Source organism: Thioalkalivibrio sp. AKL9 (assembly GCF_000377825.1).
Classification (GTDB): domain Bacteria; phylum Pseudomonadota; class Gammaproteobacteria; order Ectothiorhodospirales; family Ectothiorhodospiraceae; genus Thioalkalivibrio; species Thioalkalivibrio versutus.
This window is the reverse complement of sequence record NZ_KB905106.1, coordinates 140,083-166,896: the sequence shown is the minus strand read 5'-3', so window position 1 is coordinate 166,896 and position 26,814 is coordinate 140,083. Positions and strand designations below refer to the sequence as shown.

The window sequence follows — 26,814 nt, the reverse complement described above, 5'->3', positions numbered from 1 at the left end:
ATGGGTTACGAGTCCATTGGTCAGCATTCTCCCCGCAAGGAGCCGACATGCAGACCGTTGTAGCCAACCTGAAGGGCGGTACGGGCAAAAGTACAGTCGCCTTCAATCTGGCCTTATGGTTGCTGGAGGGGCGCCGTCGTGCGCTAACGGTGGATCTGGATCCGCAGGCCACCCTGAGCGATGTGTTGGCGGTGCGTCGGGAGGAAGGCTATCAGCCGGCGCTGGACGGTGTGGCCGACCTTGAAGCTGCGCGTGCGGGACAGGGCGACTACGACGAGTTGCTGATCGACGTCGGTGCGTCGGACATGGAGTCGCTACTGGAGGCCGTGAAAGGATCGGATCGGGTCCTGATTCCGGTGCCGCCCAGCCAGGCGGATGTCTGGTCCACGTATCGATTTGTGCAGCGCATTCAGAAGGCGCGAGGGTCCCGCAAGAAGCCGGAGATTCTGGTGTTCATCAACCGGGCGGATACCCACCAGGCCGTGCGCGAAACGGACGAGACCTGGGAGGCCCTGCAACAGATCGATGGAGTCCGTCTGCTGAAGCCGCGGCTGAAGCAGCGCATGGCCTTTCGCCGATCCTTTAGCGAGGGGCTCTCGGTGCAGGAACTGGAGCCGCGGGGCAAGGCCGCCGCCGAGCTGGATGCCCTGGCTGTAGCCCTGTTCGGGCGCAACCGCCGCAAGAAACAATAATGTGTCGCGTCCGGTGATCACCGGACGGCGGGCACCGAGCAGGAGAGCTTCATGCGCTTCATACGCAATGCGTTGGTCGTGATCGGATTGCTGGCACTGATCGGGGTGGGGTATGCCATTTTTGCTTTCGAGCCCTACCTCGGTCAGGTCCGCTCGCTGGATTCCCAGGCGCCCAAGGTCTATTCGCAGATGGCCCGCACGGTGCTGGAGACCGGCGATGCCGCGGAGGCCATGGTCTACAAGCGCAAGGTGGACGCGGGCCTGGCGGTCGACGAGGTCGAGGATATTCTGCGGCTGGTGGCCAACGAGCTGAATCTCCGCAACGTCGGCGAATTGCCGATGGGGGAGGAGGTACGCAGCGTTACCGGGGAGGACTTTCCGTTCCTGAAGATCTATATGTTCTGTGATGTGGCGATTGCCGCGCAGATGGTTCGCCACAGCCCGGCGATGGCTGCGTATCTGCCGTGCCGGATCGTGCTGCAGGAAGATGCCGAGGGCAATCTGTGGCTGATGACGCTGGATCTGGAGCCGATGATCCACGGAGGGCGGCCGCTGCCCGGGGATCTGCGCGAGCAGGCCATTTTTGTGAAGGAATCACTGGAGGAAATCATCGACCGCGCCGCCGTCGGCGCCTTCTGACGGGGGTAGCGAACCCGATTCCATGCATCGACCAAGGGCGTTCAATGAGTGACGAGAGTAACAGTGATTTCAACAGGGTCCGCGACGAGGCGGACAAGGCGGATGCCCGCTCCCGGCGTGTGGAGCTGATTGTGTACGCCGCCTTGCTGGCCTTCGTGGTCCTGGCCATCTACGGGTTCTGGCTGATCACCAGCCTGACGCGGGATGTCAGCCAGCTGACCCAGGAGATCGCCCAGATGACCCAGGTGGTCGATCGCGACATGTCCACCATCGCCGGGCACATGGCCTCGATGGACCACCAGATGACGGACATCAACAACACCATGCGGGTAATGAACGAGGAAGTGGCGGTGATCGCGGGCAATACGCGCTCGATGGATGCCAATATCGGCTCGATGACGCGCGATACCAGCGTGATGGCGGGCGCGATCACGGGCATGCAACAGGACATGTGGAGTCTGAATCGCAATGTGGGGGCGCCCATGGGTATGATGAACATGTTCAACCCATTCACCGATCAGAGCGGTCCGGTCCGGGGTTCGCCGGGGCCGTATTACCCGCGCTGATCACGCGTTTCGACTGACGGAGTCCGCATGTTCAATCGTCCTGGCCCTCGGGTACGCAAGCAGCTCAAGCTGCTCAGCGACCGCCTTGCCGAAGAGAATCCGGTCCTGAAGGGGGTGGTCGACCCCTTCCGTGATCTGGACCGGGTCGGCTATGCGGCCGGTCTGCTGGATCCCACCGAAGACTCCTACGCCTTCACCATCTCCTGGTGGCCGATGATCGCCATGCTGGGGACGTTCTCGGCCGGCAAGTCCACCTTCATCAACGAATACGTGGGCACCACCGTGCAGCGCAGCGGTTCGCAGGCGGTAGACGACAAGTTCACCGTGATCAGCTACGGCGGAAGCGAGCACGTGCAGGAGCTGCCGGGGCTCGCGCTGGACGGCGATCCGCGTTTCCCGTTCTATCGCGTATCCGACGAGATCGAGCGCATCACCGACGGTGGCGGGCGTACGGTGGATCATTTCCTCGCGATGAAGACCGCGCGCGCGGAGCATCTGCGCGGGCGCATCATCATCGACTCTCCCGGGTTCGATGCCGACGAGCAGCGCGCGACAATCCTGCAGCTGACCGACCACATCATCGATCTGTCCGACCTGGTACTGGTGTTCTTCGATGCCCGCCACCCGGAACCGGGCGCGATGCGCGACACCCTGGAGCACCTGGTCAATCGCGTCGCCGAACGCAATGATTTCACCAAACTGGTGTTTATCCTTAACCAGATCGACACCACCTGGCGCGAGGACAACCTGGAAGAGGTTGTTTCCGCCTGGCAGCGCGCCGTGGTGCGTCAGGGCAATGCCACCGGGCGCTTCTATTGCCTGTACAACGAGAGTGCGGCGGTCGAGATCGGCGATCCTCAGGTGCGCGAGCGCTACGAGGAAAAATCCCGGCGCGACCGTCAGGAGATCCACGCCAAGATCCAGGAGATCAGTTCTTCGCGTTCCTACCGGATCCTTGGCTCGCTGCAGGCGATCGCCGAATCCATCGAGATGGACGTCATGCCGGCGCTGCAACGTGCGCTCGCACGCTGGCGCCGCCGTGTCATGCAGTTCGACGCCGGGATGTTCGCGGTGGTCGCGGTGATCCTGGGCCTGATTGGCTACCAGTGGACTGGTGGTGTGGCCCCGTGGACCGATGGCAGCGTCTGGCAGTCCATGGGCGAGCGCCCGTTGCTGACGGTCTTTGGCATCGTGGTGCTGGCCATCGTGCTCGGCGGGATTCACTTCTTCAATCGCCGCTGGCTGGCGCGCCGCATCGCGCGGACGCTGCCGACCGAGACCCCCGCCGGTAACTGGCGCGCGGCCTTCGAGAAGAACACGCGTCCCTGGCGCCCGATGATGGGACGAGCACCGCTGGGTCTGGGACGGCGGATGATCGGCCGCCTGCATCAGCTGCGCGACCGCGCCGAGGCCTACATCCAGCGCCTGAACAACCAGTTTGTGGATGCCAGCCCGGTCTCGCGCCAGGGCGGGCGGGCCTCGGCCAGCGATGTCTACAACCCGAAGGAGCCGGAAGCCCCGGTCCCTGACCCGACGCCGGGCACGGATGCGCCCCGCGATTACGCCGAGCCGGAGGCGCCGGAGAGGCGCTAGGGGTAGGGGCAGGCATGATGCCTCCTCCTGCGCCGGCTCGCAGCAAGCAGCACGACCAGCGGGTGCGATTACCGGCCGCTAATGTTGTGCAGGAGGAGAACGATGACCATACTGGCGTGGCTTATGTTCGCGCTGGCCATGATCCTGGTGCCCATCTCGGTATGGGCCAGCATGGCAGCGCTGGGGGTTTGTGCCGGGTGTGCACTGATCCGAGACTGGCGCAGGGGGCGTCAGGCGTCGGAGCAGTAGGCTCTCCCGCCCCGACACCCACGGGCTTTTAACCAACTGGGGACGGATCGTGCGCAGGGGGCTGTGGCGGATCCGATTCCTGTTACCACTGGAGGAGAAAGTAGAAATGAGTGATCAAAAGAAGATGGCCATCATTGCCACGAAGGGTAGCCTGGACTGGGGTTATCCGCCCTTCATCCTCGCCTCCACGGCGGCCGCTCTGGGCTACGACTGCGAGGTGTTCTTTACCTTCTACGGCCTGCAGCTGCTGCGCAAGAAGCTGGACCTGCAGGTGACCTCGCTGGGCAATCCGGGCATGCCGATGCCGATGCCGATGCCGGTGCTTCTGCAGGCCCTGCCGGGCATGCAGAAGATGATGACCGTGATGATGAAGAAAAAGATGGCGGCGAAGGGCGTCTCCGATCTGGGCGACCTGCGCGAGCTGTGCCTGGAGGCCGAGGTACGCATGATTGCCTGCCAGATGACGGTGGACCTGTTCGACATGGACACCAGCGAATTCATCGACGGCGTGGAATACGCCGGGGCCGCCGCGTTCTTCGAGTTCGCCGGCGAGTCCGATATCTGCCTGTTCATCTGAGCCGGCAGCGCGCCTGGCGCGCCCCTCAAGGCCCCGCGGCATTGCGCTGCGGGGCCTTTTTCGTTTTTGGGTGCCTTCGTGCGCTTCGTGGCGACCGACAGAAAAAGATCAGTCGTGGCCGGCGTACATGGCCTCGATGGCTTTGGCGTAGTGCTTGGTAATGACCGGGCGCTTGAGCTTCATGGTCGGGGTCAGCATGCCGTTGTCCACTGACCAGGGTTCGTGCACCACGTGGACGTGGCGGATCCTGGCGTAGCCGGGAAAGTCGCGTAGCTGGTACTGCATGCGCTGGAGCAGGGCGCGCTCGGTAGCACGCGACAGGCGTCCGGCGGCACTGGGGTCGAGGTCGTGGTCCTCGGCGAAGGTCGCCCAGGCCTCGGGTTCGGGGACCACCAGGGCGCTCAGGAAGGAGTGGCCGTCGCCGACCACCATGACCTGATCGAACAGGGCATCCAGGGCGATGGCCATCTCCATGTCCGCCGGTGGGACCTTCTCGCCATTGGTCAGTACGAGGATATCCTTCAGGCGTCCGGTGATGAAGATGCGGCCATCGTCGTCGATTCGTGCCTGATCCCCGCTGTGCAGCCAGTGATCCTGGTCGATCGTGGAGGCGGTGGCCTCTTCGTTCTTCCAGTAGCCAAGCATGACGCTGCTGGAACGGGTAAGCAGCTCGTCCATTTCGCCGATCTTTACTTCGACCCCCGGAAGGGGCTTGCCGATGGAGGCGGGCAGGTTGTCGTCCGGGGTGTTGACGCTGACCACCGGGCTGGATTCGGTCATGCCGTAGCCATGCAGTACCGGGAGGCCGAGGCCGATGAAGAAGCGGGCAATCGGTGGCGGCAGCGGCGCGCCGCCGCATACGGCGAAGCGCAGCTTGCCGCCCAGGCGATTCAGCACCTTTTGTGCCACGATTCGCTCCAGCAGGGGCCACAGCAACAAGCCCGGGGACCAGGATGCACGGCCCTGCCGGTATTCGAAGCGGCGCCAGCCAATGGCCACCGTGGCCTTGAACAGGCCACGGCCGATCGCGGATTTCTCCTTCAGGCCGGCCTGGATGCGGCCATGCACACGTTCGTAGATGCGCGGGACCGAGATCAGCACAGTGGGCTGCACGGACATCAGATCCTCGCCCAGACCCTGGATAGAGCGCGCGAAGGCGACCTCGGCGCCGATCAGCATGGGCATGTAATAGCCGCCGGTGCGTTCCAGCATGTGGGACAAGGGCAGGAAGGAGAGGAAGCGGTCGGTATCCGACAGCGGTCCGGCGGTGGAAGAGGCCTGGGCGTTGTCGAGAATATTGCGATGCGACAGCATCACGCCTTTGGGTCGCCCCGTGGTGCCGGAGGTGAACACGATGGTCGCCAGGCCCAGGGGGTCCAGGTCCGGGCGATGCACGTGGTCGGGGTCGCCGCGCTCCAGCCAGCGGTCGAGGTCCATCACCCGCGAGTCATCGGGCTCGCCTTCGGTGTGGCCCAGGCAGACGATGCGCTTGAGCGAGGGCATGTTTTCGAAGTGTTCGGACAGGCGGCGGTTGTGCATGCTCTCGCCCAGCAAGAGCAGGCGGGCCTGAGTCTGGCCAATGATGTAGGCGACGTTGTCGGGGCGGTCGTCGGTGTACAGCGGCACGGTAATCAGCCCCAGTTCGCTGGCGGCCTGGTCGAGGGCGACCCACTCGCGCGAGTTGCCGAGCATCAGCGCAACGCGTTCCCCGGGCTTGAAACCTTCGCGCGCCAGCGCAGCCTGCCAGCGATCCACCATCGCGGCCATTTCGCCCCAGGTGGTCTGCTTCCAGGTCTGGTCGTCGGCGCTGAAGTGGCGATAGGCCGGGGCATCCCGACTCATGGAGACCCGGGTGCGGAACAGCGCCGGCAGGGTGGGGGCCTGTTCCGGGGTGATGGTGGTCGACGACATGAGGGCCTCGCGCGCTAGGGTCCGATGACCCGGACGTTAGAGGAGGCGTCCATCCGGGGCAAGCGGGGCCCCGTGGACAACCTGTCGAGGGATCAAACCTAGCGAATCCCCAGCGGGTGGGCAACGGGCTGGTAGGCGATGGCGCCGAGGACCAGGCTGAGACCGATCAGGGCGATCACGCCGCCCCCGGCGAGGCCCAGGGACGGCCCAATGTAGGTGAGCCGGCCCATGCGCGTCGGGCCCAGCCAGCGACGGGTCCAGTCACGCGCGGAGACGGCGAGGGTCGCCAGCACCGAGACCGTCGCCGCCGTGCCCAGTGACATCGCCAGCACGGCGGCCACGCCAGCCCAGGCCAGGCCCAGGGCGGTGGAGACCGCCATGATCAGCACCGCGCCGGAACAGGGGCGAATGCCGACGGCCAGCACCGTGCCCCACCAGGTACCACGCTGGTTGGGATCCACGTGGTGCGGGGTGCCGCAGCCGCAGTGCGCGTCGTGTTCGTGCGCATGATTGTGATCGTGATCGTGATCGTGGGCTTGAGCGCGGTGGGCGCGATGCAGCCGCCACGCATGGCGCAGGGCACGAACCATCAGCCACAGCCCGAGCAGCGCGACCAGGGCGAAGCTGGCGATCTCCAGGGTGCGTACCTGACCCAGGGTGTCGCGGGCCAGCCAGCCGAACAGGCCGATCAACACACCGACCAGGGCGATGGCGGTGACGCCCTGCGCCAGCGCGGAGGCGGTGGATAGCAGGATGCCGCGCCGCAGGTTCTGCGGCTGGGTCAGCAGGTAGGCGCTGATCACCGCCTTGCCGTGGCCGGGGCCGGCGGCGTGGAAGATCCCGTAGAGCAGGCTGACCAGGATGAGTGCCCCGGCGGTTTGTGCGGTCGGACCGTCGCGCAGGGCGTGCAGGCCCTCGGTCAGGCTGCGGTGCAACTGCCGCTGGGTCTGCAGCATCCAGCCGGTCAGGCGTTCCAGGTGGCTCGGGGGCTCAACCAGTGGGGTTGGCGCCTGATTGCCGCTGGCGGGCGCGTCGCGTTCGGCGGGCGCCCCGGTGGGGGCGCCCAGCGGGTGGCCGGTCTCGGCCTGCACGAGTCCGGAGCCGCCAAACAGCAGGGCCAGCAACAGAAGTAGCAGGTTGAGGGAAGGGCGTCGGAACAGGTCTTGGTCGGTGCGCATGGCGTTACTGTATAACACTCAGTCTGCGGTGTGGTGTGCGTGGCGTCCGATCGCGCGGCAGCACCAGGCTCAGTCGCATTCCAGCGTGGCGGTTTCCGCGAAGTGACGGCCCAGGTCGTTGACCGGGCTGCGGTCCGAACGTTCCAGGGTGGCGGCGTAGCGGATCAGCTGCGGGTCCGGTCGGGGCTCGGTGACGGCGACCTCGCAACCGGGTCGATTCTCCACGAAGACGATGTCGTCCGGATCGTGCCGGATCTCGATCCAGTATTCCGGGTCGAAGACGCGGTAGGTGAAGGCGTCACCGGCGGTGATGTCGTGTTCGTCCAGCGGCAGCTCGAAACGCAGGTGCAGGCGCCGGTCCTCCAGGGTCAGGCGCGCGTTGCGGGCCTGCGGCACGTCCAGGCGCTCGTCGCCCAGGTTCAGTTCGGTGAAGTAGTCATAGGCAGCCAGGTTTCCGAGCATGCGTTCGGCGGCGTGTTCCAGCGCCGCATCGATGCCGGTGGCACCGTCGAGGTCCCGGGTCAGGTCTTCCAGCAGCATGTGGCTGTAGGTCGGGTCGATGCGCCAGGATTGCTCCATGCTCGCCAGGTTGCCGGCATCGTCGAAGACCAGCCCCATGCGCAGGTCGATCCACGCATGCGGGTGGGCGAGCGCGCCGGCCGGCAGGAGCAGACCCAGAACCAGCGTCAATCGCATGAGCCAGGGGCGCAGATGCATCGGCTTCAGGTGGCGCGCTGCCAGCGCGTGCCATCCGGCGTGTCTTCCAGCTCGATGCCGCGCGCGACGAGTTCGTCGCGGATGGCATCCGCCTTGGCGAAGTCGCGGTCCTGGCGCGCGGCCTTGCGTGCGGCGATGCGCTCCTCCACCCAGGCGGCCAGGTCATCGTCCCCGGCGTCGCCCTGAAACCACGCGGCCGGGTCCTGTTGCAGCAGACCCAGCAGGGCGGCGCCCGCCAGCAGTTCACCCTTGCGGCGGGCCCGTTCGGCATCGTCGGATGCTGTTGCCAGGGCGTCGGTCATGCGGTGCAGCGCGGTGATCGCGGCGGGGGTGTTCAGGTCATCCAGCAGCGCCGTGAACACTGCCGTGTCGGAGGCAGCAATGTCGTCGGCCTCGATGTCGGCCACATCGCGCAGTACGCGGTACAGGCCATTCAGGCTGTTGCGCGACTGGGTCAGGGTCTCTTCCGAGAAGTTCAGCGGGGCGCGGTAGTGGCGCGACAGCAGCGCCAGGCGCAGGACCTCGCCGGGGTAGTGCTGCAGCAGGTCGTGCAGTAGCTGGAAGTTGCCCAGTGACTTGGACATCTTCTCGCCGTCGATGGTCAGGTGGCCGTTGTGTACCCAGTAGCGGGCGTAGTGCGTGCCATGCTCGTCGCAGCCTTCGGCCGCGCAGCCCTGGGCGATCTCGTTTTCGTGGTGCGGGAACACCAGGTCGTGCCCGCCGCCGTGGATGTCGATCATCGGGCCCAGGTGGCTGCGGATCATCGCCGTGCACTCCAGGTGCCAGCCGGGGCGGCCCGTGCCCCAGGGGCTCTCCCAGCCGGGCTCGCCCGCCGCGGCCGGCTTCCACAGCACGAAGTCGCCGGGGTGGCGCTTGTAGTCGGCGACCTCGACCCGGGCGCCGGCCTGCATGTCCGCCAGCGAGCGCCCGGACAGGGCGCCGTAGTCCGGGTAGGAGGTCACGTCGAACAACACGTGATCGTCGGCCACGTAGGCGTGGCCGCGTTCGATCAGGCGTTCGATCAGCTCGATCATCGGCTGGATGTGTTCGGTCGCGCGCGGCTCGAGGGTCGGCTTGAGCGTGCCGAGTTCGGCGATGTCCTCGTGGAAGGCCCGGGTGAAGCGTTCGGTCAGCGCGGCGATGGGCTCGCCGTTGTCGGCGGCGGCCTTGTTGATCTTGTCGTCGACGTCGGTGATGTTGCGGGCGTAGACCACGTGATCCGGGCCGTAGAGCTCGCGCAACACGCGGAACAGCACGTCGAACACGACCACCGGCCGGCCGTTGCCGATGTGCACGCGGTTGTACACGGTGGGGCCGCAGACGTAGAGCGTCACCCGCTCCGGGTCCTGGGGCACGAACGGCTCGTCGCGCCCGCCCAGGGTGTTGTGCAGTCTGAGGGTCCGGGCCGCGCTCATTGCCCGGTGTCCTTGCCGTACAGCGTCTCGGGGGCGATCTCGGGATCGCTGGTCACCACGACGGTGTCCTGTCCGACCTGCAGGTAGAAGCAGCTGCGCCGCCCCGTGTGGCAGGCGGGGCCGGTCTGGTCGACCTTCAGCAGCAGGGTGTCGCCGTCGCAGTCCAGGTGCAGCGAATGCAGCTGCTGCACCTGCCCGGACTGCTCGCCCTTGCGCCACAACGCCTGGCGCGAGCGCGAGTAGTAGCAGACGCGTCCCGTCGCCAGGGTCTCGTCCAGGGCCTCGCGGTTCATCCACGCCAGCATCAGGACCTCGCCGGTGTCGTGCTGCTGGGCAATGGCGGGGATCAGCCCGCCGGCATTGAGCTTCAGGCGATCCAGGACCGCTGGAGTCGGGTGGCGCTCGCCACGGGGCTCGCCTTCGAGTTGCTTGAACATCGCTGCGTCCGCTTGCGGGAGCGGCGAAGAATACCATTTTCGAACCGCGCTCCGAAGCCCGCAAACCGGCCCCGCCTGCCCTGGGTTGCGCTTGGGCCACGGGTGGTCGATGCTCGAGACAGGACAGCTGGCGGGCAGGGAATGCCGGCCGCGTCTCCGTGGCGGTCGGAGGAATGGCATGGCGGGAGGCAACAAGGGAAGGTGGAAACCCAGCGCGGGGCGCACCGCGTTACTCATCGCCGTGCTGTATCTGGTTGTCGGGCTGCTCTGGATCGCCCTGTCCGACCGGGCCCTGCTGCTGATGGTCGACGATCTGGAGCTGCTGGGGCAGTTGCAGACCCTCAAGGGCTGGGGCTACGTGGTGGTGACGGCCATCCTCCTGTTCCTGCTGGTATATTTTCCCCTCAAGGCCCGTGACCGCGCCTCGCGCGAGGCGCGCCGGCTCACCGGGATTGTTGAACGTTCCCCGGTGGTTGCCATCGAGTGGGCGACCACCCCCGGCTGGCCGGTCACCTTTGTCTCCCCGAATATCGAGCGCTGGCGCATTGCCCGCGATGCCCTGCTGCGCGGCGAGGTGCACTATGCCGACCTGATTCATCCCGACGATATCGACCGCATCGTGGCCGAGGTCGCCGCGCACATCGAGCGTGGCCCGGACCGTTACACCCAGTTGTATCGCCTGCGGGACGGAACGGGCGGCTGGGTCTGGCTGGAAGACCGGACCTGGCTGACCCGTGACGAGTCCGGACAGGTGATCCGTATCAATGGCCTGCTGGTGGACGTGACCGAACGCCGGCGCGCCGAGCAGGACCTGCGTGATTCCGAGACGCGCTTCCGTGCGATCTTCGACAACGTGCAGGAGGCGATCCTGCTGCAAGACCTGGATACCGAGGCCCTGATCGGGATCAACGCTGCGGCCGAGAAGATGTACGGCTACAGCCGTGCCGAGCTGCTGGCCTGCAACGTGGACGATCTTAGCGCGGACGAGACCGGATTCGACGTTCAGCGTCAGAAGGCCCTGATGGAGCGCGCCCGGCGTGGCGAACAGCTGGTGTTCGAGTGGCGCGCCCGGCACCGTGACGGCCACGGGTTCTGGGTGGAGGCCAACCTGCAGGTCACCGAGATCGCCGGAGAGAAGCTGCTGCTGGTGACGCTGCGCAATATCGAGGCGCGCAAGCAGGCGGAGGCCGCCCTGGCGCGCCAGGTGGATCGCCTGAGTCAGGCCGAGCGCCACGCCGGCCTGGGCAGCTGGGAGTACCTGCTGGAGAACCGCGAGCTGTGGTGGTCCGATCGGTTGTATGGGCTGCTGGGCTGTGATGCCCACTACGGCAAGCCGACGCTGGAGTCGTTTGCCCGCCATTTCTTCGACCTCGAGTCCGCGGACGGGGCGCGCTTCTCCGCGGCGCTGGAGACCCTGATCGCCGACGGCCGGCCCGGGCCCCAGCGGTTGCTCCTGAAGGCCCGGCCCGAGGTGCGCGAGGAGGCCTGGTTCAGTCTCACCATGGAGGCGCCGATCGAGCGCGCCGACGGCCTGCATTACGTGCAGGGGACGGTGCTGGAGGTGACCGAGCTCAAGCGCAACGAACTGGAACTGCGCAACCTGAATGCCACGCTCGAACAGCGGGTGGCGGAACGCACGGCGGCCCTGCAGGCGCTCAACCAGGAACTGGAATCGTTTTCCTATGCCGTCTCCCACGACCTGAAGGCACCCCTGCGTGGAATCGAGGGCTACAGCCAGCTGCTGGAGGCGGACTACGGCGAGCAGCTGGAGGGCGAGGGTCGCACCTTCCTCGGCAATATCCGCAATGGCGTGGCGCAGATGAACGAGCTGATTTCGGATCTTCTGGCTTACTCGCGCATGGAGCGTCGGCCGCTGGAGGAGCGCACCGTCCGCGTGCGCGCGCTGGTGGAGGAGGTGCTGGAGTCGGTGGATCCGGGGCTGCGTGAGCGCGCCGAGGTGAGTATCGAGATCGATCCCGATCTCTGCTTCGTCAGTGACCCGGATGGCGTCGCCCTGATCCTGCGCAACCTGCTGGAGAACGCGTTCAAGTTCAGTGCCGAGCGCGAGGCCCCGCAGGTAACGGTGCAGGCCGAATCCCGCAGCGCTACACTCGGGATCACGGTACGGGATAACGGGATCGGTTTTGACATGGCGTTTCGGGATCGCATCTTCGATATCTTCCAGCGCCTGAACCGTGCCGAGGCCTATCCGGGGACCGGTGTCGGCCTGGCGCTGGTGCGCCGTGCAGTTCACCGGTTGCGGGGCGAGATCCGCGCCGAGGGCATGCCGGGCGAGGGGGCCACCTTCCAGGTGGAGTTCCCGCGATGAGCCAAGCCGGGCGTCAGCCCTCCATCCTGGTGGTGGAGGACAACCCGGTGGATATCGATCTGATGCAGCGCGCCTTCGAGCGGAGAAACCTCTCCAACCCGCTGGAGACCGCGCGCGATGGGGTGGAGGCACTGGAGTTTCTCGATCGCTGGGAGCGTGGCGAACTGGCACCGCCGGCGGTGATCCTGCTGGATATCAAGCTACCCAAGGTGGACGGACTGGAGGTGTTGCGGCGCATCCGTGCGCATGAGCGCTTCCGGCATATCCCCGTGGTGATGCTGACTTCCTCCAGCGAGGACCGCGACATCGCCACCGCCTATGACTGCGGCGCCAACTCCTACATCGTCAAGCCGGTGGACTTCGCCAAGTTCGTGGATGTTGCCGAACAGGTCGAGCTCTACTGGTGCCTGCTCAACCACCCGCCGGGCTGAAGCCGCCGCTCCCTTGCAACCCGAGACCCCATGCGAATCCTGCTCGTAGAAGATAACTCGGCAGATGCCGATCTGCAGCGCCGCGTCCTGGAACGCCAGGTGCCGGGCGCGGCTGTGTCCCCGGCGGGGTCCCTGGCCGAGGCGCGCGCGGCGCTGACCGGGGCGGATGGCTTCGACTGTGTGGTAGTGGATCTGCGCCTGCCGGATGGCAGCGGTCTCGACTTGATCAGCGAGCTGCACGCCGCGGGACGCGGCGAAGCCGTGCTGGTGCTCACCGGCCACGGTGAACAGGAAACCGTGGTGGCGGCGTTTCGCGCGGGTGCCGATGAATATCTGACCAAGGCCGATGGCTACCTGGAGTGCCTTCCGCGGCGGGTGGTGGATGCGTGCGCCCGGCGCGAGCTGCGTGTGAGCGAGGCGCGCGAGCCGCTGCGGGTGCTGTATGTCGAGCACAGCGAATTCGATGTCGGCCTGACCTGTCGCGAACTGGCGCGCACGGCCCCGCATGTGCAGCTGGCGACGATGCACACCGCAGAGGAGGCCCTGGCGGCGCTACCGGAAAGTGCCGCCGGGGACCTGGACTTTGACTTGCTGTTGGTGGACTACCGGTTGCCCGGGATCGACGGCCTCGAGCTGGCGCGTCGGGTGCGCGAGGACCGCGGACTGGACCTGCCGACCATCCTGGTGACGGGGCAAGGCACCGAGGAGCTCGCCGCGCGTGCCCTGCGTATGGGCGTGGAGGATTACACGGTCAAGCACGAGGGCTATCTGAAGACCCTGCCGATGCTGCTGGACCAGGTGTATGCCCGCGTGCGGCTGCGCCGGGAACGTGCCGCGCTGGCGGCCTCCGAACGGCGCTACCGCGAGGTGATCGAACGCGCCGGCGATATCGTCTTCGAGACCGATGCCGCCGGTTGCTGGCGTTTCCTCAATCCGGCCTGGACGGCCGTCACCGGCCATTCGGTGGAATTGTCGATTGGCGAGGAGATGCTGTCGTTCATGCCGCTGGAGGATCGCGGTGTGGCGGCGCGACTGCTGACACGCGCCGCGGAGGCCGACGACGGCCGGCTGGAGGCCGAGATCCGTCTGCGCGCGGCCGATGGCTCGCTGTGCTGGCTGGAGCTGCGCGGCCAGGTCAATCTGGATGCCGCGGGTCGGGCCACGGGCCTGTCCGGGAGTCTGGTGGACGTGACCCGGCGGGTGCTGGACCAGCGCGTTCAGGAGGTGCGCGGGAACGTACTGGCACGCCTGGCCACGGGAGAGCGCGATCCACGCCTGCTGGAGGATGTGGTCAAGGGCCTGGAATCGCTGGCGCCTGACCTGCACGCCTGCATCATGCTGCTGGATGCCGACAGTCAGGAACTCTACGGCGTGGCGGCTCCGCGGCTGCCGGACCCGCTGCGCAGTGCGACCCGCCGGATCCGCGCTGCCCAGGGAGTGGCCTCCTGCGGCGAGGCCGCCTGGAGTGGCGAGCCGATGATCATCGAGGACTGCGGGACGCACCCGAACTGGGCCGGGTTCTGCGATCTCGTGCGCGGGGCGGGCTTTGGCGCCTGCTGGTCGTTCCCCTTCCGGGATGCCGACGGTGGCGTGCTGGGCACCCTGGGTATTTATCTCGGCGCGTCACGCGGACCCTACCCCGGCGAACGGGTGTTGATCGACGAGTTCACCCAGATTGCGGGGCTGGCGGCGCAGAAGCTGCGCGTCTCGCAGGCACTCGGCGAGCGCGAGCGCGCGCTGCGGACCGCCGCCGAGCTGACCGTGGAGCTGTTGCGCGAGGACAACCCCGCCAGCGTGATCCACCGGCTGCTGGCCGAACTGGGGCAGGAGGCTGGCGCCGACCGTGCCTATGTACTGGTGGCCGAGCTGGACCATGGGGTGCGCGAGGCCCTGGATATCCACCGCTACTACTGGGTGCGTTCGGATACCGAGGAGATGATCCGCCCGCCGCCGCTGCGCAACCTGAGCCTGGAATCGGTCCTGCCGCGCTGGCACGAGATCCTGCAGGGCGGCGGTGCGGTCGATGTGCTGACCCGCGAGCTGCCGGATGAGGAACGCGCGATCCTGGAGGCCTCGCAAAGCCAGGCTGTGCTGCTGGTACCCCTGTACGTGGAGGGCGAGTACCGCGGGTTCCTCGCGCTCGACCGGGTGCGGCGCGCGCAGCGCTGGACCGAGGCGGACCAGAGCCTGGCGCGCATCGTCGCCTCCAGTCTGGGGGCGGCGCTGGAACGACGCCAGGCCTTGCTGGGCCTGCGGCGCATGGCGGCGGTCTTCGAGAGTACCCGGGACGGCATCATCATCACCGACCTGACCCCGCGGATCGTCGCGGTCAACCCGGCCTTTGTCGACATCACCGGTTTTTCCGAGGCCGAGGCGATGGGTCGCAACCCGAGTTTCCTGCAGTCCGGGCGGCACGATGCCGATTTCTTCAAGCGCATGTGGGATGGGATCCAGCGAGAGGGGCACTGGCAGGGCGAGATCTGGAACCGCCGGCACAATGGCGAGGTGGCCCCGCAGTGGCTGAGCCTGAACACCGTTTACGACGAGCAGGGCCATGCCCTGCATTACGCCGGCGTACTGACCGACATGTCGGAGCTGCGCCGGTCGGAGGAAGAGTTGCAGTACCTGGCTCAGAACGACGCGCTGACCGACCTGCCCAATCGCAACCAGCTGCAGGTGATGCTGGGACAGGCGCTGGAGCGCGCCCGCATGCATGGGCACCGGATTGCGGTGCTGAATCTCGATCTGGACCGGTTCAAGAACGTGAACGATTCCATGGGGCACCCGGCGGGCGATCAGGTGCTGGTGGAGGTCGCGCGGCGTCTGCGCGGGGTGCTGGGGCCAACCCATGTGCTGGGCCGGCTGGGCGGCGATGAATTCCTGATTGTGTCGGAGAACCCGGATAGTGACGACGAGATCGCGCGCTGCGCCCGCAGTTTGCTGGCAAGCTTCGAGCGCCCCTTTACGCTGGAGGACGGGCGTTCGGTCTATCTGAATGGCAGCATCGGCATCAGTCTCTACCCCGATCATGGCGACACCGTGACCGCGCTGATCCAGCACGCGGATGCGGCGATGTACCAGGCCAAGGCATCCGGGCGCCAGACCTGGAGTGTCTATACCCAGGCCCTGACACGCGCGGCCGACGAGCGCCTGGAGCTGGAGAACCGACTGCGCCAGGCCCTGCAGGACGACAACGGCGAGTTGCGGCTGCATTTCCAGCCACAGGTGCGGCTGGAGGACGGGCAACCCTTCGGCATGGAGGCGCTGCTGCGCTGGCAGCCGGCACAGGGGGAGATGATCCCGCCGGATCGCTTTATCCCGATCGCCGAGGACACCGGGTTGATCGTTGCGCTGGGCGAGTGGGTATTGCGCGAGGCCTGCGACGCCGGGCGCCGATTGCTGGACCGCGGCGCCAGAGATTTCGGTCTGGCGGTCAATCTGTCCCCGGTGCAGCTGCAGCGCAGCGACTTCGTCAATCGCGTGGCGGAGATCCTGGCGCTGACCGGCTTCCCGGCCGCCCAGCTGGAGCTGGAGATCACCGAGACCGCGATCATGCAGCAGGGCGATCAGGCGATTGCACGGTTGGTGGCGCTGAAGGCGCTGGGGGTGAAGCTGGCCATCGACGACTTCGGGACCGGGTATTCTTCGCTGGCGGCCTTGAGGACCTATCCGCTGGATGTCCTGAAGATCGACCGCAGTTTCGTGGATGGTGTTGCCAGCGAGAGCGCCGACCGCGAGATCGCCGCCACCATCATCGCGATGGGCCGCAACCTGAACATGCAGGTGATCGCCGAAGGCGTGGAGACGGCGGAGCAGGCGGCCTTCCTGCAGGAGCGCGGCTGTGCCCTGGGTCAGGGGTATCTCTACAGTCGGCCGCTGGAGATCGAGGCGCTGGATGCCTGGATGACGAAGCATGCCGGCCTGCCGACACCCTGAGGGGACCGCTGGTCAGATGTCGTCAGGCATGCCCGCGTGGCATCCCCTGGGCCGCTCCGGTAGCCTTTAGGCCCGTCTCTTGCCCGGAGCTGCCCCGATGTCCGATCCGTCCCGTCCCACTGCCTTGCGTTCGATCACCTTTCACGGCCTGGAGCCGGGGCCGCGTCTGATCGTGCTGGGGGCGGTGCACGGCAACGAGACCTGTGGCACCCAGGCCACCGAACGCCTGCACGCGGAGCTGGAGTCGGGGCAGCGGCGTTTGCTGCGCGGACAACTGACGCTGGTGCCGCGCACCAACCCGCTGGCCTATCAGCTGGAAAGTCGCATGGGCGAGCGCAACCTGAACCGCAATCTGCGCGTGACCGACGACCCGCAGGACTTCGAGGACCGCATCGCCAACGTGCTGTGCCCGCTGCTGGCGGCACATGATGTGCTGCTGGATCTGCACTCGTTCCACACCGGTGGGCAGCCGTTCATCATGCTCGGCCCGCGCGATAATGACGGCGAGCTGGAAGGCTTCAAGCACGCGGCCGAGGAACAGGCGCTGGCGGCCTGCCTGGGGCCGCAGCGCATGGTCGAGGGCTGGCTGGATACCTACGCCCGGGGGGTCGCGCGACGGATGAAGAACCCGAACGCCAGCCAGCGCGCGCAGATGCTCAGTACCGACCCCAGCTACGGCATCGGCACCACCGAGTACATGCGCTCGCAGGGCGGCTACGGCGTGACCCTGGAATGCGGCCAGCATGACGACCCGCAGGCGCCGGAGGTGGCGTACAACGCGATCTGCAACACCCTCGCGCATCTGGACATGCTGGAGGCCCCGGCCACCGCGGGCCAGGCCAGTCCGGAGGTGCTGCGTCTGGTCGAGGTGATCGACCGCGACCACCCGGATGACCGCTTTGCGCGGGAGTGGAAGAGCTTCGATCCGCTGGCGGCCGGCGAGCTGATCGGTACGCGTGCCGACGGCACCGAGGTGCGTGCCCCGGAGCCGGGCTTCATCGTGTTTCCCAACCCCAATTCCTTGCCGGGCAACGAGTGGTTCTACCGCGCCGAGTTCAGTGACCGCAAGGTCGTCTGAGCCGGGATACCGCGCGGCATGGACTTTGCGCCCTCCGGCGTTGCGTTGCTGCTCCTCGCCGCCGGGTTCTTCGCCGGCCTGCTGAATGCGGTGGCCGGTGGCGGCAGTTTCCTGACCCTGCCGGCCCTGATGAGCGTTGGCGTGCCGCCGGTGGCCGCGAATGCCACGGGGACCGCGGCCTTGCTGCCCGGCTATCTGGCCAGCGTGCTGGCGGATCGGCGGCAGTTACGCGGGGCGTGGCAGGAGCTGGGCCGGGGGTTGGCCTGGGGCCTGCTGCTGGCGGGGGTGCTGGGCGGGGCCCTGGGGGCCTGCGTGCTGCTGCTGACCGGGGATGCCCGGTTCCGCGCGCTGATCCCCTGGCTGTTGCTGCTGGCCACGGTGCTGTTTGCCCTTGGCCCTTGGCTACAGCATCAGGCCGCGCGGACGCACTCGGGGCCGCTGCGGGTATTGGGGGCCGGGCTGGGCTGTGCCTACGGCGGCTATTTCAACGGTGGGGTCGGCATCCTGCTGCTGGCCATCCTGCGTGGCCAGGGGATCACGGATCTCGCGCGGGCGAATGCGGTGAAGAACCTGCTCTCCTCGGTGCTGACCCTGATGGCGGTGGGGGTCTACATCGCGGGCGGGCAGGTGGTCGCGACCGGGCTGCTGGCTGTCGGGGCCGGTGCGATCCTGGGCGCGCGGCTCGGTATCGCCCTGGTGCGCCGCGTGCCGGAGGCCGGCTATCGGCATGCCGTCACCCTGATCGGGGCGGTGATTACCCTCTTGTTTTTCCTCGATCCCGCCTGGCTCGCCTCGCCAGACTTGTAGGATGCGTTGAGCGAAGCGAAACGCATCGGTCGGCGTGGCGTCTTTCCCCGTAACGTGCGTCTTGATGCGTTTCGCGGGGCTCAACGCATCCTACGAGGCGTCGATTGGCGCCGGGTGCTGGGTCAGGTGTTCGGGGTGTGTGCGGCTTCGAATGCCTTGGCGAGGGCGTCCAGGGCGGCGGTATCGGATTCCGGCAGGATGGCCTCGATGCGGGGGCGCAGCGGCGTGTTGGGGGCGGCCATTGGCTCCAGCCCACCGTGGCCGTCCACGCGGTTGATGCGGTGCCAGCCCTGGTTGGTCGCCACCAGTCCTTTCAAGCGGTCGCCGGTAAAGCTGTCGACGAGCCCTGTGAGGGTTGCGTGGTCGACGACCTGCCCCTCGGGCATCAGCCAGCTGCGACCGATGTAGCCATCGCCGCGGGTGTCAATGGTCACCCATTCGTCTGCCGCGGGAGCGGCATGGTCGTGGTCGTGGTCATGGTCATGGTCATGGTCCGTGGACTCGGTCGCGGCGTCGAGGAAGGCGCGGGCCTCGGGGAACAGGGCACCGCCGCGCTCCAGCCGGGGCCGGTCCAGCCATTCGCGCTCGATGCGGGCCTGAGTCGTCTCGACCACCAGGGGGCGCGGCGAGGGCATCGCGGCGACGTAGGCATGCAGCGTCTCGCGGTCATCCTCGCTGTAGAGATCGGCCTTGTTGGCCAGGAGTACATCGGCCAGGGCGATCTGGTCCTGCCAGGTCGGGTGCTCGCGATGGCGGGGCGAGGCCAGGTGGCGTGCGTCCATCAGGGTCACGGTGGCGCGCAGATCGAGGACGCCGGCATAGGGCGGTTCGGTCAGGGTGCGGATGATCTGCGCCGGGTGCCCGAGACCGGTCGGCTCGATCAGGATGCGGTCGGGTTTCTGGCTGCGGATCAGCCGGTTCAGGCCGACGGTGAACATCTGCGCCGAGACGCAGCACAGGCAGCCGCCGGGGATCTCCTCCAGGGCCACGCCGGTATCCGCCAGCAGCCCGCCATCCACGCCGATCTCGCCGAACTCGTTGACCAGCACAGCCCAGTGCTCGCCTTCCGGGCGCTGTGCGAGCAGGTGACGGATGGCGGTGGTCTTGCCGACGCCAAGAAAACCGGTGATCAGGTTCAGCGGGATGTCGCGATGTTGGGCCATTTTAGCTGGGGTCGTCCAGTTGCGCGGGCGGTGGGCCGGTGCCGTTGTCTGCCGGTCCAAGGGTTTCGGGGCGCACGCCCTCGCTCTCCAGGCTCTGGCGCATGGCATCGTCGGCCTGCTGGGACATGACGATGATGGAGATACGGCGATTGATGGCCGCTTCCGGTTCTTCGCGGTTGAAGGGCACGCTGGCCGCCAGACCCACCACCTGGGCAATCTGGTCGGATTCGGTGCCGCCGGCGATCAGCGCGCGGCGGGCCGCGTTGGCACGGTCGGCCGAGAGTTCCCAGTTGGTGTAATCCGGGCGCAGCAGCGGGCGCGCGTCGGTGTGTCCGGTGATCGAGACGCGGTTGGGGACCTTGTTGATCAGGCTGGCCAGTTCGCGCAGGATCGCGTCGGCGTGCTCCAGCGGCCGCGCGCTGGCACTGTCGAACATCGGCCGGTTCTCGCGATCGATGATCTGGATGCGCAGGCCCTCGGGCGTGATGTCCAGGAGCAACTGGTCCTTGAAGGGCTCCAGCGCCTGGCTTTGTTCGACCGCTTCCTCCAGGGCCCTTTGCAGTGTCTCGAGGGCCTCACGGTCGCGCGCCTCGGCCAGGTCGTCCAGGGTTTCGTCGTCGATGCCACTGGGGGGAGCGACGGATTCCGGGTCTTCCATCAGTTCTGGCAGGCCCTCGAAATCGATAATCGACGGGTCCACTCCTGTGCCGTCCCCGGGCGCCTGTCCGGGGACGGGTGCACGGCCTTCGAAGGCTGACGGGTTCTGAAAGTACTCGGATAAACCGGCAAGATCTTCGGCCTCCATCGCGGCGAGCAGCCACAGGAGCAGGAAGAAGGCCATCATCGCGGTGGCGAAATCGGCAAAGGCCACCTTCCACGAACCGCCGTGGTGAGCGGCCTTGACCACCTTCTTCTTGACGATGATCGGCTGGGTCTTGTCCTCGACGCCCATGGGTGCGTTCCGGACGGCCTCAGGCCGCCTTCACGTGCTCCTCGAGTTCGGAGAAGCCGGGCCGCAGCTCGCTTTCCATGGTCTTGCGGCCGAATTCAACCGCCACTTGCGGGCTGTACCCCTGAACATTGGCGAGGATGCAGGCCTTGATACACTGCAGAAACTTCGCCTCTTCCTGGGATCGCGCCTCCAGTGCGGCCGCGGTCGGACCGACGAAGCCGTAGGCCAGCAGGATGCCGAGGAAGGACCCGACCAGGGCCGCCGCTACGTTCATGCCTATTTGTTCGATTGAGCCGCCGAGCGCACCCATGGTGTTCACGATCCCCAGCACCGCCGCCACGATGCCGAAGCCGGGCAGGGCATCCGCCACGCGGTTGACCGCGTGGCTGGGGCGCTCGGATTCCTCGTGATGGGTCTCCAGGTCCACGTCCATCAGGGCGTCCAGCTCGTGCGGGTTCATCGAGCCGGAGATGATCAGGCGCATGTAGTCGGTGATGAACTCGACCGCGTGATGGTCCTTGAGTACCCGGGGATGCGCCTGGAACAGGGCGCTTTCCTCGGGCTCCTCGACGTCGCCTTCGATGCCCATCAGGCCTTCCTTGCGGGCCTTGGTGAACAACTTGTACATCAGCGCGAGCAGGTCGAGGTAGTCTTCGCGCGAGTACTTGGCGCCGCCTTTCAGCAGCTGGGGAAGGGACTTGAGGACCGTGATCACGACCCGGAAGGGGTTGGCGATCAGGAAGGCGCCCAGGGCCGCGCCGCCGATGATCATGTATTCGTACGGCTGCCAGATGACCATGATATTGCCACCGTGCAGCATGAAGCCGCCGAACACGCCGCCGAGCACGATGATAAAGCCGAGAATGTACTTCACTGATGGGGTTCCGGGATGTGGGCTCGAGTAGGGGTTCTGCGGGCCAGTTCACAGTGCCGCAGTTGCTATAGTGACGGGCATAACCATAACGACTCCCCTGCGCGAGGTACAGCATGTCCCTGGACAAGGACGCGCCCTACATGGACGAAGCCGCCCGCCTGGCGGCCGTGGAATGGCCGATCCTCGAGGCGAGCGATGCGGTGTTTGCCGACCCCGACGCTCTGGTTGAGCGCTCGCTGCGCGAACTGGCGCGTTACGCCGAACGCGACCCCGGTCTGAGCCTGCGTCTGGTCCTGCGTGCAAACCGTTCGCGCCGCGGCCTGCGCCAGGAAGTGCACGCGGTGGGGGACGCCATCGCCATGCTGGGGTTGCAGAACGTCCATCAGGAGGCGGCTGCGGCGCCGCGCGTCGAGGATGTCGTTACCCAGCCGCAGGCTTATCGCGAGATGGCGGCGCAATCGCGGCTGGCGGCAATGATTGCGACCGAAATCGCAGGCGAGCGCCACGATACCGAGCCGGGCGAGCTGGCCCTGGCCGCCCTGCTGAATCAGCTCGGCCTGCTCGCCCTGCTGGTGGAGGGCGAGCCGCGCCTGGCCCGGCTGATGGAGATCCTCGAGCTGAATGCGCTTCCGGACGAGGCCAGTTACACCGCACTGGGGTACGCAACGGACGATCTCTCGCGTGCGATGGCGGAACAAATGGAGCTGCCGGAACTGGTGCAGGGGACACTGCGGGCGGTCAATGCGGCGCATCACCGGGCCTTTGAGGTGATGGTCGCGAGTGCCGTGGCCTGGCAGGTCTTTCGCGGCATGGATACCGCGCGCGGTGACCGCGACCTCGCGCTCCTGGCCGGGTTGATGGGCTTGACCGACAAGGAGGCCGCGGACCGGATCAGTGCGGTGATCGAGCGTTTCAACGCGGACGTCGCGGTCTATCATCGTGAACCGCTGGATCCGCAGATACCCGGGCGGGTCTGGCTGCGCGAGCCCCATCGGCCGCGCCTGGCCCTGATGCCGCGGGTCGACCTGCTGGAAGAGGGGATTGCCGCGCTCGAGAAAGAGCCGAACCGCGAGCTGCGCGTACGGCGGATGCTGCGGGTGATGCAGTTCGGAGTGGGCCTGAACCGGGTGGTTTTTGCCCGTCTGTCCCGGGATGGCGAGACGCTGCGCGCCGAGCACTTGGTCGGCACGCTGCACGAACCGGAGTTCAGTCACTTTGTGATCAACCGTGCGGCGCTCGGACCGTTGGCGCAGGTTCTGGATATGGACACGCCGCAGTGGTGGGACCGCAAGCGCATCCATGAGCAGATGCCCTCGGCGGTGCGCAAGCTGACCGGCGGGGTCGACTGCCTCGTCGCGCGCCTGTGCGATGGCGAGCGCGTGCTGGGCCTGGTCTACGCCGACCGGCGTTCGCGTGACCTGGAGCTGACCCCGTTCGCCTTCGAGGGCTTTCGGCGTGTGCTGGCCGCGGCATCGCGGCCTGTTGAACCCCGGTAGGCCGCCGCCAGGTGCGATTCAAGTTTGGGGCATCCGGGTCGATACATTCGTAAGAGCGAATTTATTCGCCGGGGATCATCCTCGAGGGCGCGGGGCGCAGCGAACGGCCCGCATGAATTTTGGTTGCCGGACACGTCCTGTTCGGCACACAAGAATAAGGAAGTACGGCATGCGCAAGAATCTTCCCGTCACCCAGACGGACTATTCGCTCGATCGGCATGGGGATCTGATCTCGGCCACGGACGAAAAAGGCCGCATTCGCTATGCGAACGACGACTTCGTCGAGGTCAGCGGCTTCGACTGCGCGGAGTTGGAGGGGGCCGCACACAATATCGTGCGCCACCCGGACATGCCGGAGGCCGCCTACGCGAACATGTGGGCGACCCTGAAGGCCGATGGGGCCTGGATGGGCATCGTCAAGAATCGGCGCAAGAACGGCGATCATTACTGGGTGGACGCCTTTGTCACCCCCGCCTACGAGCACGGTCGCAAGACCGGCTACGAGTCGGTGCGGGCGATCCCGGAGCGCGAACATGTGGCACGCGCCGAGAAGGTGTATGCCGCGATCAACCGGGGGCGGAGCTTCGCACGGCGCTGGTATCACGGCCTGACCTGTCGCCTGGCGGGTACCTGGATCGTGGGTGTCCTGCTGGCGCTCGCCGTCGTGTTCTCGGCGTTTTCGCCTGTGGTGCAGGCGGCCCTGCTGGTGCTGATCTTCGCTGTCGGCGGCGTGGCGTCGCTGGTGTTTACCTCCGGGGTGCGCCAGGCGGTCAAGCGTGCCCAGGCCCAGTTCGACAACCCGGTCATGGAGGCGATCTACACCGGGCGGCGCGATGACAGCGCCTCGCTGGAACTGGTGCAGCGGTTCGGCGAGGCCAAACTGCGCACCGTGCTGGGCCGCATCGAGGACAAGGCCGAGGCGGTGAATGACGATGCGCACTCGATGGCCAGCAGCGTGGACCAGACCGCCTCCGGTGTGGAGCGCCAGCAAAACGAGATCGACCAGGTCGCCACGGCGATGAACGAGATGACCTCGACCATTCAGGAGATGGCGAGCAACTCCGCGCGCGCCGCCGAGGCCGCCAACAACGCCGAGAAGGAAACCGGGGCCGGTCAGGATGTCGTGAACGATACGGTTTCCGTGATCAACCGCATGGCAGCGGAGGTCGAGTCCACGGCCGAGAAGCTCGGCAAGCTGGAGGCGAGCACCGTGGAGATCGACAAGATCCTGAGCGTCATTCGCGAGATCGCCGAGCAGACCAACCTGCTGGCGCTGAATGCCGCGATCGAGGCCGCCCGCGCCGGGGAACACGGCCGCGGGTTCGCCGTGGTGGCCGACGAGGTGCGCAGCCTGTCGCAGCGCACCGATGAATCCACGGTAACCATTCGCAATATGATCGAGAGCCTGCAGTCCGGGGCGCGCGAGGCCATGTCCGCGATGCGTGCCAGTCAGGAGCGGGCCGCCGACGGGGTGGAGAAGGCCCAGGCGGCGGGCGATTCACTGACCAGCATCCGCGAGGCCGTTGGCCAGATCACCGAGATGAACACCCAGATCGCCACCGCGGTCGAAGAGCAAAGCGCGGTCTCCGAGGAGATCAACCGCAACGTGACGTCCATTCGTGACGTGGCCACCGAGACCGGTTCCGTCTCCGCCCATGCCCGCGACGCCAGTGCGCGGATGCAGGCCGAGGCCGCCGAACTGAAGGCGCTGATCCACCGCTTCGAACAGAAATAAGCTCGGCGCCGATTACGGGGTATGGCGTTGGCCGGTACGGGGCGCCGGTGGGAACGGTCGCGCGGCGTCATGACCTGCTGTTCGGGCGATGCCACCGGTGCGCAAAATCTTCTGGCGGGCGGTTGCAGCGCCCAATTCTGGCACCAAATTATGGGCTCTTACTCTCGTCATCCCGGCCGTAGCGCAAAAGGCTTGCCACGTCATCCCGGACACCGCGCAGCGGTGATCCGGGATCTCCCGGGATGGCCCCCAACGTTGGAGATCCCGGCTCTGCGCTTCGCTACGGCCGGGATGACGAGGGAGGGTGGCGAGCCGTTGTTGGGTTTTTCACCGCAGAGCCCATGGAGGGCCCGAAGAAGGTTAGGGGTGATCGACAGGAAAACGCGAAGATCGGAAGAAAGAGGGATTGGGATAAACCGTAAAGGGCGTTGCAGGGGGGCCGTGCTAGCCAGTGCCCCACACTCCAATAACCCTTCCCATCTTCCAACCGTCCTGTGATGCGCTTTTGACCTGGCTCTTCTTCGAGCCTTCGTGCGCTTCGTGTTGCACGTGAGCGTTACGCGGTCTGGCGGTAGCGGCGTTCGATGTAGGCCTCGACGCGGGCCTGGAATTCTTCGGCGATGTGGTCGCCCTTGAGGGTAACGGTCTTCTCGCCGTCCTCGTAGACCGGGGCGACCGGTTGTTCGCCGGTGCCAGGCAGGGAGATGCCGATGTTGGCGTGCTTGCTCTCGCCGGGGCCGTTGACCACGCAGCCCATCACCGCGACGGTCATCTCCTCCACGCCCGGATAGCGTTCCTTCCAGGTGGGCATCTGGTGGCGGATGTAGGTCTGGATGTCCTGCGCCAGGTGCTGGAAGTATTCGCTGGACGTGCGTCCGCAGCCGGGGCAGGCAACCACCGACGGCAGGAAGCTACGCAGCCCCATACTCTGCAGGATCTCCTGGGCAACCAGGACCTCGCGGGTGCGGTCGCCGCCGGGCTCCGGTGTCAGCGAGATACGGATGGTGTCGCCGATGCCCTGTTGCAGCAACACCGACAGCGCGGCGGTCGAGGCGACGATGCCCTTGGCCCCCATGCCGGCCTCGGTCAGACCCAGGTGCAGCGGGTAGTCGCAGCGCGCGGCCAGGTCCTGATAGACCGATATCAGCGGCTGCACGCCGCTGACCTTGGCCGACAGGATGATATGGTCATGCGGCAGGCCGATACGTTCGGCCTCGGCCGCGCTCTCCAGCGCCGAGGTGATCAGGGCCTCCTGCATCACCGCTTCCGGTGACAGGGGGTCGGCGCGCTCGTTGTTCGCGTCCATCATCCGTGCGAGCAGGGCCTGGTCGAGGCTGCCCCAGTTCACGCCGATGCGCACCGGCTTGTCGTACTCGCAGGCGGTCTCGATCATGGCCGCGTACTGGCTGTCGCGCTTCGAGCCGCGCCCGACGTTGCCCGGGTTGATGCGCAGCTTGGCCAGCGCCTGCGCGCACTCCGGGTATTGAGTCAGCAGCTTGTGGCCGTTGAAGTGGAAGTCCCCGACCAGCGGCACGTCCAGTCCCATCGCATCCAGGCGTTCGCGGATCTCCGGTACGGCCTTCGCCGCGGCCTCGGAGTTCACCGTGATGCGCACGACCTCGGAGCCTGCGCGCGCGAGTTCCGCCACCTGCACGGCGGTGCGCAGGGCGTCCGCGGTGTCGGTATTGGTCATCGATTGCACCATCACTGGGTGGTCGCCGCCGACGGTGACGTTGCCGACGCGGACGGGGACGGTCTTGTGGCGCTTGGGAATCGTATTCATCAGTAGGCGCGGGCGCGAGGTAACGGTGTGCGGAGTGTAACGCAGCACTGCTCGACTGCCGAGAAACTGCAGGCCCCAAGTCGTAATGTCCCCGTTGGTTGGCGCCGGGGTGTCCACGGAGGTCGCCACGCGCCTGCGGCGCTCGCGATGACGGTGCTCCTTGCCCCCGTCATTGCGAGGCCCCGCCAGGGGCCGTGGCACAAAAGCGCGAAGCGCGTTGAACGGCCGCAGGTCGGCCCGAAGGGCGAGCGCAGCG

At 66.8% G+C, this 26,814-nt stretch carries 22 protein-coding genes; 13 read left to right on the top strand and 9 right to left on the bottom strand.

Going from position 1 to position 26,814, the window contains the following annotated elements; translation table 11 throughout:
• The first annotated feature begins 47 nt into the window (after positions 1 to 47).
• The 6 genes from D573_RS0105690 (at position 48) to D573_RS0105665 (ending at position 4,316) form a co-directional block, all read left to right on the top strand.
• Positions 48 to 692, top strand: coding sequence for an AAA family ATPase (locus D573_RS0105690; protein ID WP_018937889.1), 645 nt, complete (start codon positions 48 to 50; stop codon positions 690 to 692).
• A gap of 51 nt (positions 693 to 743) precedes the next feature.
• Positions 744 to 1,331, top strand: coding sequence for a DUF302 domain-containing protein (locus D573_RS0105685; protein ID WP_018937888.1), 588 nt, complete (start codon positions 744 to 746; stop codon positions 1,329 to 1,331).
• Positions 1,332 to 1,375: 44 nt separating this feature from the next.
• Positions 1,376 to 1,897 (top strand): hypothetical protein, encoded by a 522-nt coding sequence (locus tag D573_RS0105680; protein WP_018144418.1) that lies wholly within the window; start codon positions 1,376 to 1,378, stop codon positions 1,895 to 1,897.
• Between the two features lie 27 nt (positions 1,898 to 1,924).
• Complete coding sequence (locus D573_RS0105675) at positions 1,925 to 3,490, top strand: dynamin family protein (protein ID WP_018937887.1); 1,566 nt, start codon at positions 1,925 to 1,927, stop codon at positions 3,488 to 3,490.
• A gap of 102 nt (positions 3,491 to 3,592) precedes the next feature.
• Positions 3,593 to 3,739 (top strand): hypothetical protein, encoded by a 147-nt coding sequence (locus D573_RS14665; protein WP_018144416.1) that lies wholly within the window; start codon positions 3,593 to 3,595, stop codon positions 3,737 to 3,739.
• A gap of 106 nt (positions 3,740 to 3,845) precedes the next feature.
• A complete protein-coding gene (locus tag D573_RS0105665; protein WP_018144415.1) occupies positions 3,846 to 4,316 on the top strand; it encodes a DsrE/DsrF/DrsH-like family protein in 471 nt (156 codons plus the stop codon).
• Between the two features lie 108 nt (positions 4,317 to 4,424).
• On the opposite strand, the gene D573_RS0105660 is transcribed toward D573_RS0105665, so the two are convergent.
• The 5 genes from D573_RS0105660 to hisI all read right to left on the bottom strand — a co-directional run bounded on the left by D573_RS0105660 (position 4,425) and on the right by hisI (position 9,974).
• Positions 4,425 to 6,227 carry a long-chain fatty acid--CoA ligase gene (locus tag D573_RS0105660; protein WP_018937886.1) on the bottom strand — a complete coding sequence of 601 codons (1,803 nt, stop codon included), beginning with the start codon at positions 6,225 to 6,227 and terminating at the stop codon, positions 4,425 to 4,427.
• Between the two features lie 98 nt (positions 6,228 to 6,325).
• A complete protein-coding gene (locus D573_RS0105655) occupies positions 6,326 to 7,405 on the bottom strand; it encodes a nickel/cobalt transporter (RefSeq protein ID WP_018937885.1) in 1,080 nt (359 codons plus the stop codon).
• 69 nt (positions 7,406 to 7,474) lie between these two features.
• Complete coding sequence (locus D573_RS0105650; protein WP_018176013.1) at positions 7,475 to 8,122, bottom strand: DUF1007 family protein; 648 nt, start codon at positions 8,120 to 8,122, stop codon at positions 7,475 to 7,477.
• Between the two features lie 5 nt (positions 8,123 to 8,127).
• On the bottom strand, positions 8,128 to 9,537 hold the full coding sequence (gene cysS / locus D573_RS0105645; protein ID WP_018937884.1) for a cysteine--tRNA ligase: 1,410 nt from the start codon (positions 9,535 to 9,537) through the stop codon (positions 8,128 to 8,130).
• Entirely contained in the window at positions 9,534 to 9,974 is a 441-nt protein-coding gene (gene hisI / locus D573_RS0105640; RefSeq protein WP_018176011.1) for a phosphoribosyl-AMP cyclohydrolase, read from the bottom strand. The genes cysS and hisI overlap by 4 nt, the downstream gene beginning before the upstream one ends.
• Positions 9,975 to 10,215: 241 nt before the next feature.
• On the opposite strand from hisI, the gene D573_RS0105635 reads away from it, so the two are divergent.
• The 5 genes from D573_RS0105635 (at position 10,216) to D573_RS0105615 (ending at position 18,555) form a co-directional block, all read left to right on the top strand.
• Positions 10,216 to 12,303, top strand: coding sequence for a PAS domain S-box protein (locus tag D573_RS0105635; protein ID WP_018937883.1), 2,088 nt, complete (start codon positions 10,216 to 10,218; stop codon positions 12,301 to 12,303).
• The gene (locus D573_RS0105630) at positions 12,300 to 12,734 is read left to right on the top strand and encodes a response regulator (RefSeq protein ID WP_018937882.1); all 435 of its coding nucleotides are present in this window, start codon (positions 12,300 to 12,302) and stop codon (positions 12,732 to 12,734) included. Before D573_RS0105635 ends, D573_RS0105630 begins: the two co-directional genes overlap by 4 nt.
• A 30-nt stretch (positions 12,735 to 12,764) precedes the next feature.
• Complete coding sequence (locus D573_RS0105625) at positions 12,765 to 16,670, top strand: EAL domain-containing protein (RefSeq protein ID WP_018937881.1); 3,906 nt, start codon at positions 12,765 to 12,767, stop codon at positions 16,668 to 16,670.
• Between the two features lie 97 nt (positions 16,671 to 16,767).
• Positions 16,768 to 17,748, top strand: coding sequence for a M14 family metallopeptidase (locus D573_RS0105620; protein WP_018937880.1), 981 nt, complete (start codon positions 16,768 to 16,770; stop codon positions 17,746 to 17,748).
• 18 nt (positions 17,749 to 17,766) lie between these two features.
• Complete coding sequence (locus tag D573_RS0105615; protein WP_018937879.1) at positions 17,767 to 18,555, top strand: sulfite exporter TauE/SafE family protein; 789 nt, start codon at positions 17,767 to 17,769, stop codon at positions 18,553 to 18,555.
• A 122-nt stretch (positions 18,556 to 18,677) separates the two neighbouring features.
• Here D573_RS0105615 and D573_RS0105610 read toward each other — a convergent pair whose 3' ends face one another.
• From D573_RS0105610 to motA, 3 genes are read right to left on the bottom strand one after another with little or no spacing between them, the layout of a single operon-like run.
• Positions 18,678 to 19,718 carry a GTP-binding protein gene (locus D573_RS0105610; RefSeq protein WP_018937878.1) on the bottom strand — a complete coding sequence of 347 codons (1,041 nt, stop codon included), beginning with the start codon at positions 19,716 to 19,718 and terminating at the stop codon, positions 18,678 to 18,680.
• 1 nt (position 19,719) lies between these two features.
• Positions 19,720 to 20,670, bottom strand: a complete 951-nt coding sequence (gene motB, locus D573_RS0105605; protein WP_018937877.1) for a flagellar motor protein MotB — start codon at positions 20,668 to 20,670, stop codon at positions 19,720 to 19,722.
• A 19-nt stretch (positions 20,671 to 20,689) separates the two neighbouring features.
• A complete protein-coding gene (motA, locus tag D573_RS0105600; RefSeq protein WP_018937876.1) occupies positions 20,690 to 21,544 on the bottom strand; it encodes a flagellar motor stator protein MotA in 855 nt (284 codons plus the stop codon).
• Between the two features lie 113 nt (positions 21,545 to 21,657).
• Here motA and D573_RS0105595 point away from each other — a divergent pair, with 113 nt between their 5' ends.
• Positions 21,658 to 23,040, top strand: coding sequence for an HDOD domain-containing protein (locus D573_RS0105595; protein ID WP_018937875.1), 1,383 nt, complete (start codon positions 21,658 to 21,660; stop codon positions 23,038 to 23,040).
• A gap of 169 nt (positions 23,041 to 23,209) precedes the next feature.
• Entirely contained in the window at positions 23,210 to 24,775 is a 1,566-nt protein-coding gene (locus D573_RS0105590; RefSeq protein WP_018937874.1) for a PAS domain-containing methyl-accepting chemotaxis protein, read from the top strand.
• A gap of 556 nt (positions 24,776 to 25,331) precedes the next feature.
• On the opposite strand, the gene ispG is transcribed toward D573_RS0105590, so the two are convergent.
• Positions 25,332 to 26,558, bottom strand: coding sequence for a flavodoxin-dependent (E)-4-hydroxy-3-methylbut-2-enyl-diphosphate synthase (ispG, locus tag D573_RS0105585; protein ID WP_026287921.1), 1,227 nt, complete (start codon positions 26,556 to 26,558; stop codon positions 25,332 to 25,334).
• Between the last annotated feature and the right edge of the window lie 256 nt (positions 26,559 to 26,814).

Excerpts from the sequence above, each read along its gene's own strand:
- D573_RS0105690 (WP_018937889.1), top strand. The coding sequence starts at position 48 with ATGCAGACCGTTGTAGCCAACCTGAAGGGCGGTACGGGCAAAAGTACA.
- D573_RS0105685 (WP_018937888.1), top strand. The coding sequence starts at position 744 with ATGCGCTTCATACGCAATGCGTTGGTCGTGATCGGATTGCTGGCACTG.
- D573_RS0105680 (WP_018144418.1), top strand. The coding sequence starts at position 1,376 with ATGAGTGACGAGAGTAACAGTGATTTCAACAGGGTCCGCGACGAGGCG.
- D573_RS0105675 (WP_018937887.1), top strand. The coding sequence starts at position 1,925 with ATGTTCAATCGTCCTGGCCCTCGGGTACGCAAGCAGCTCAAGCTGCTC.
- D573_RS14665 (WP_018144416.1), top strand. The coding sequence starts at position 3,593 with ATGACCATACTGGCGTGGCTTATGTTCGCGCTGGCCATGATCCTGGTG.
- D573_RS0105665 (WP_018144415.1), top strand. The coding sequence starts at position 3,846 with ATGAGTGATCAAAAGAAGATGGCCATCATTGCCACGAAGGGTAGCCTG.
- D573_RS0105660 (WP_018937886.1), bottom strand. The coding sequence starts at position 6,227 with ATGTCGTCGACCACCATCACCCCGGAACAGGCCCCCACCCTGCCGGCG.
- D573_RS0105655 (WP_018937885.1), bottom strand. The coding sequence starts at position 7,405 with ATGCGCACCGACCAAGACCTGTTCCGACGCCCTTCCCTCAACCTGCTA.
- D573_RS0105650 (WP_018176013.1), bottom strand. The coding sequence starts at position 8,122 with ATGCATCTGCGCCCCTGGCTCATGCGATTGACGCTGGTTCTGGGTCTG.
- cysS (WP_018937884.1), bottom strand. The coding sequence starts at position 9,537 with ATGAGCGCGGCCCGGACCCTCAGACTGCACAACACCCTGGGCGGGCGC.
- hisI (WP_018176011.1), bottom strand. The coding sequence starts at position 9,974 with ATGTTCAAGCAACTCGAAGGCGAGCCCCGTGGCGAGCGCCACCCGACT.
- D573_RS0105630 (WP_018937882.1), top strand. The coding sequence starts at position 12,300 with ATGAGCCAAGCCGGGCGTCAGCCCTCCATCCTGGTGGTGGAGGACAAC.
- D573_RS0105625 (WP_018937881.1), top strand. The coding sequence starts at position 12,765 with ATGCGAATCCTGCTCGTAGAAGATAACTCGGCAGATGCCGATCTGCAG.
- D573_RS0105620 (WP_018937880.1), top strand. The coding sequence starts at position 16,768 with ATGTCCGATCCGTCCCGTCCCACTGCCTTGCGTTCGATCACCTTTCAC.
- D573_RS0105615 (WP_018937879.1), top strand. The coding sequence starts at position 17,767 with ATGGACTTTGCGCCCTCCGGCGTTGCGTTGCTGCTCCTCGCCGCCGGG.
- D573_RS0105610 (WP_018937878.1), bottom strand. The coding sequence starts at position 19,718 with ATGGCCCAACATCGCGACATCCCGCTGAACCTGATCACCGGTTTTCTT.
- motB (WP_018937877.1), bottom strand. The coding sequence starts at position 20,670 with ATGGGCGTCGAGGACAAGACCCAGCCGATCATCGTCAAGAAGAAGGTG.
- D573_RS0105595 (WP_018937875.1), top strand. The coding sequence starts at position 21,658 with ATGTCCCTGGACAAGGACGCGCCCTACATGGACGAAGCCGCCCGCCTG.
- D573_RS0105590 (WP_018937874.1), top strand. The coding sequence starts at position 23,210 with ATGCGCAAGAATCTTCCCGTCACCCAGACGGACTATTCGCTCGATCGG.
- ispG (WP_026287921.1), bottom strand. The coding sequence starts at position 26,558 with ATGAATACGATTCCCAAGCGCCACAAGACCGTCCCCGTCCGCGTCGGC.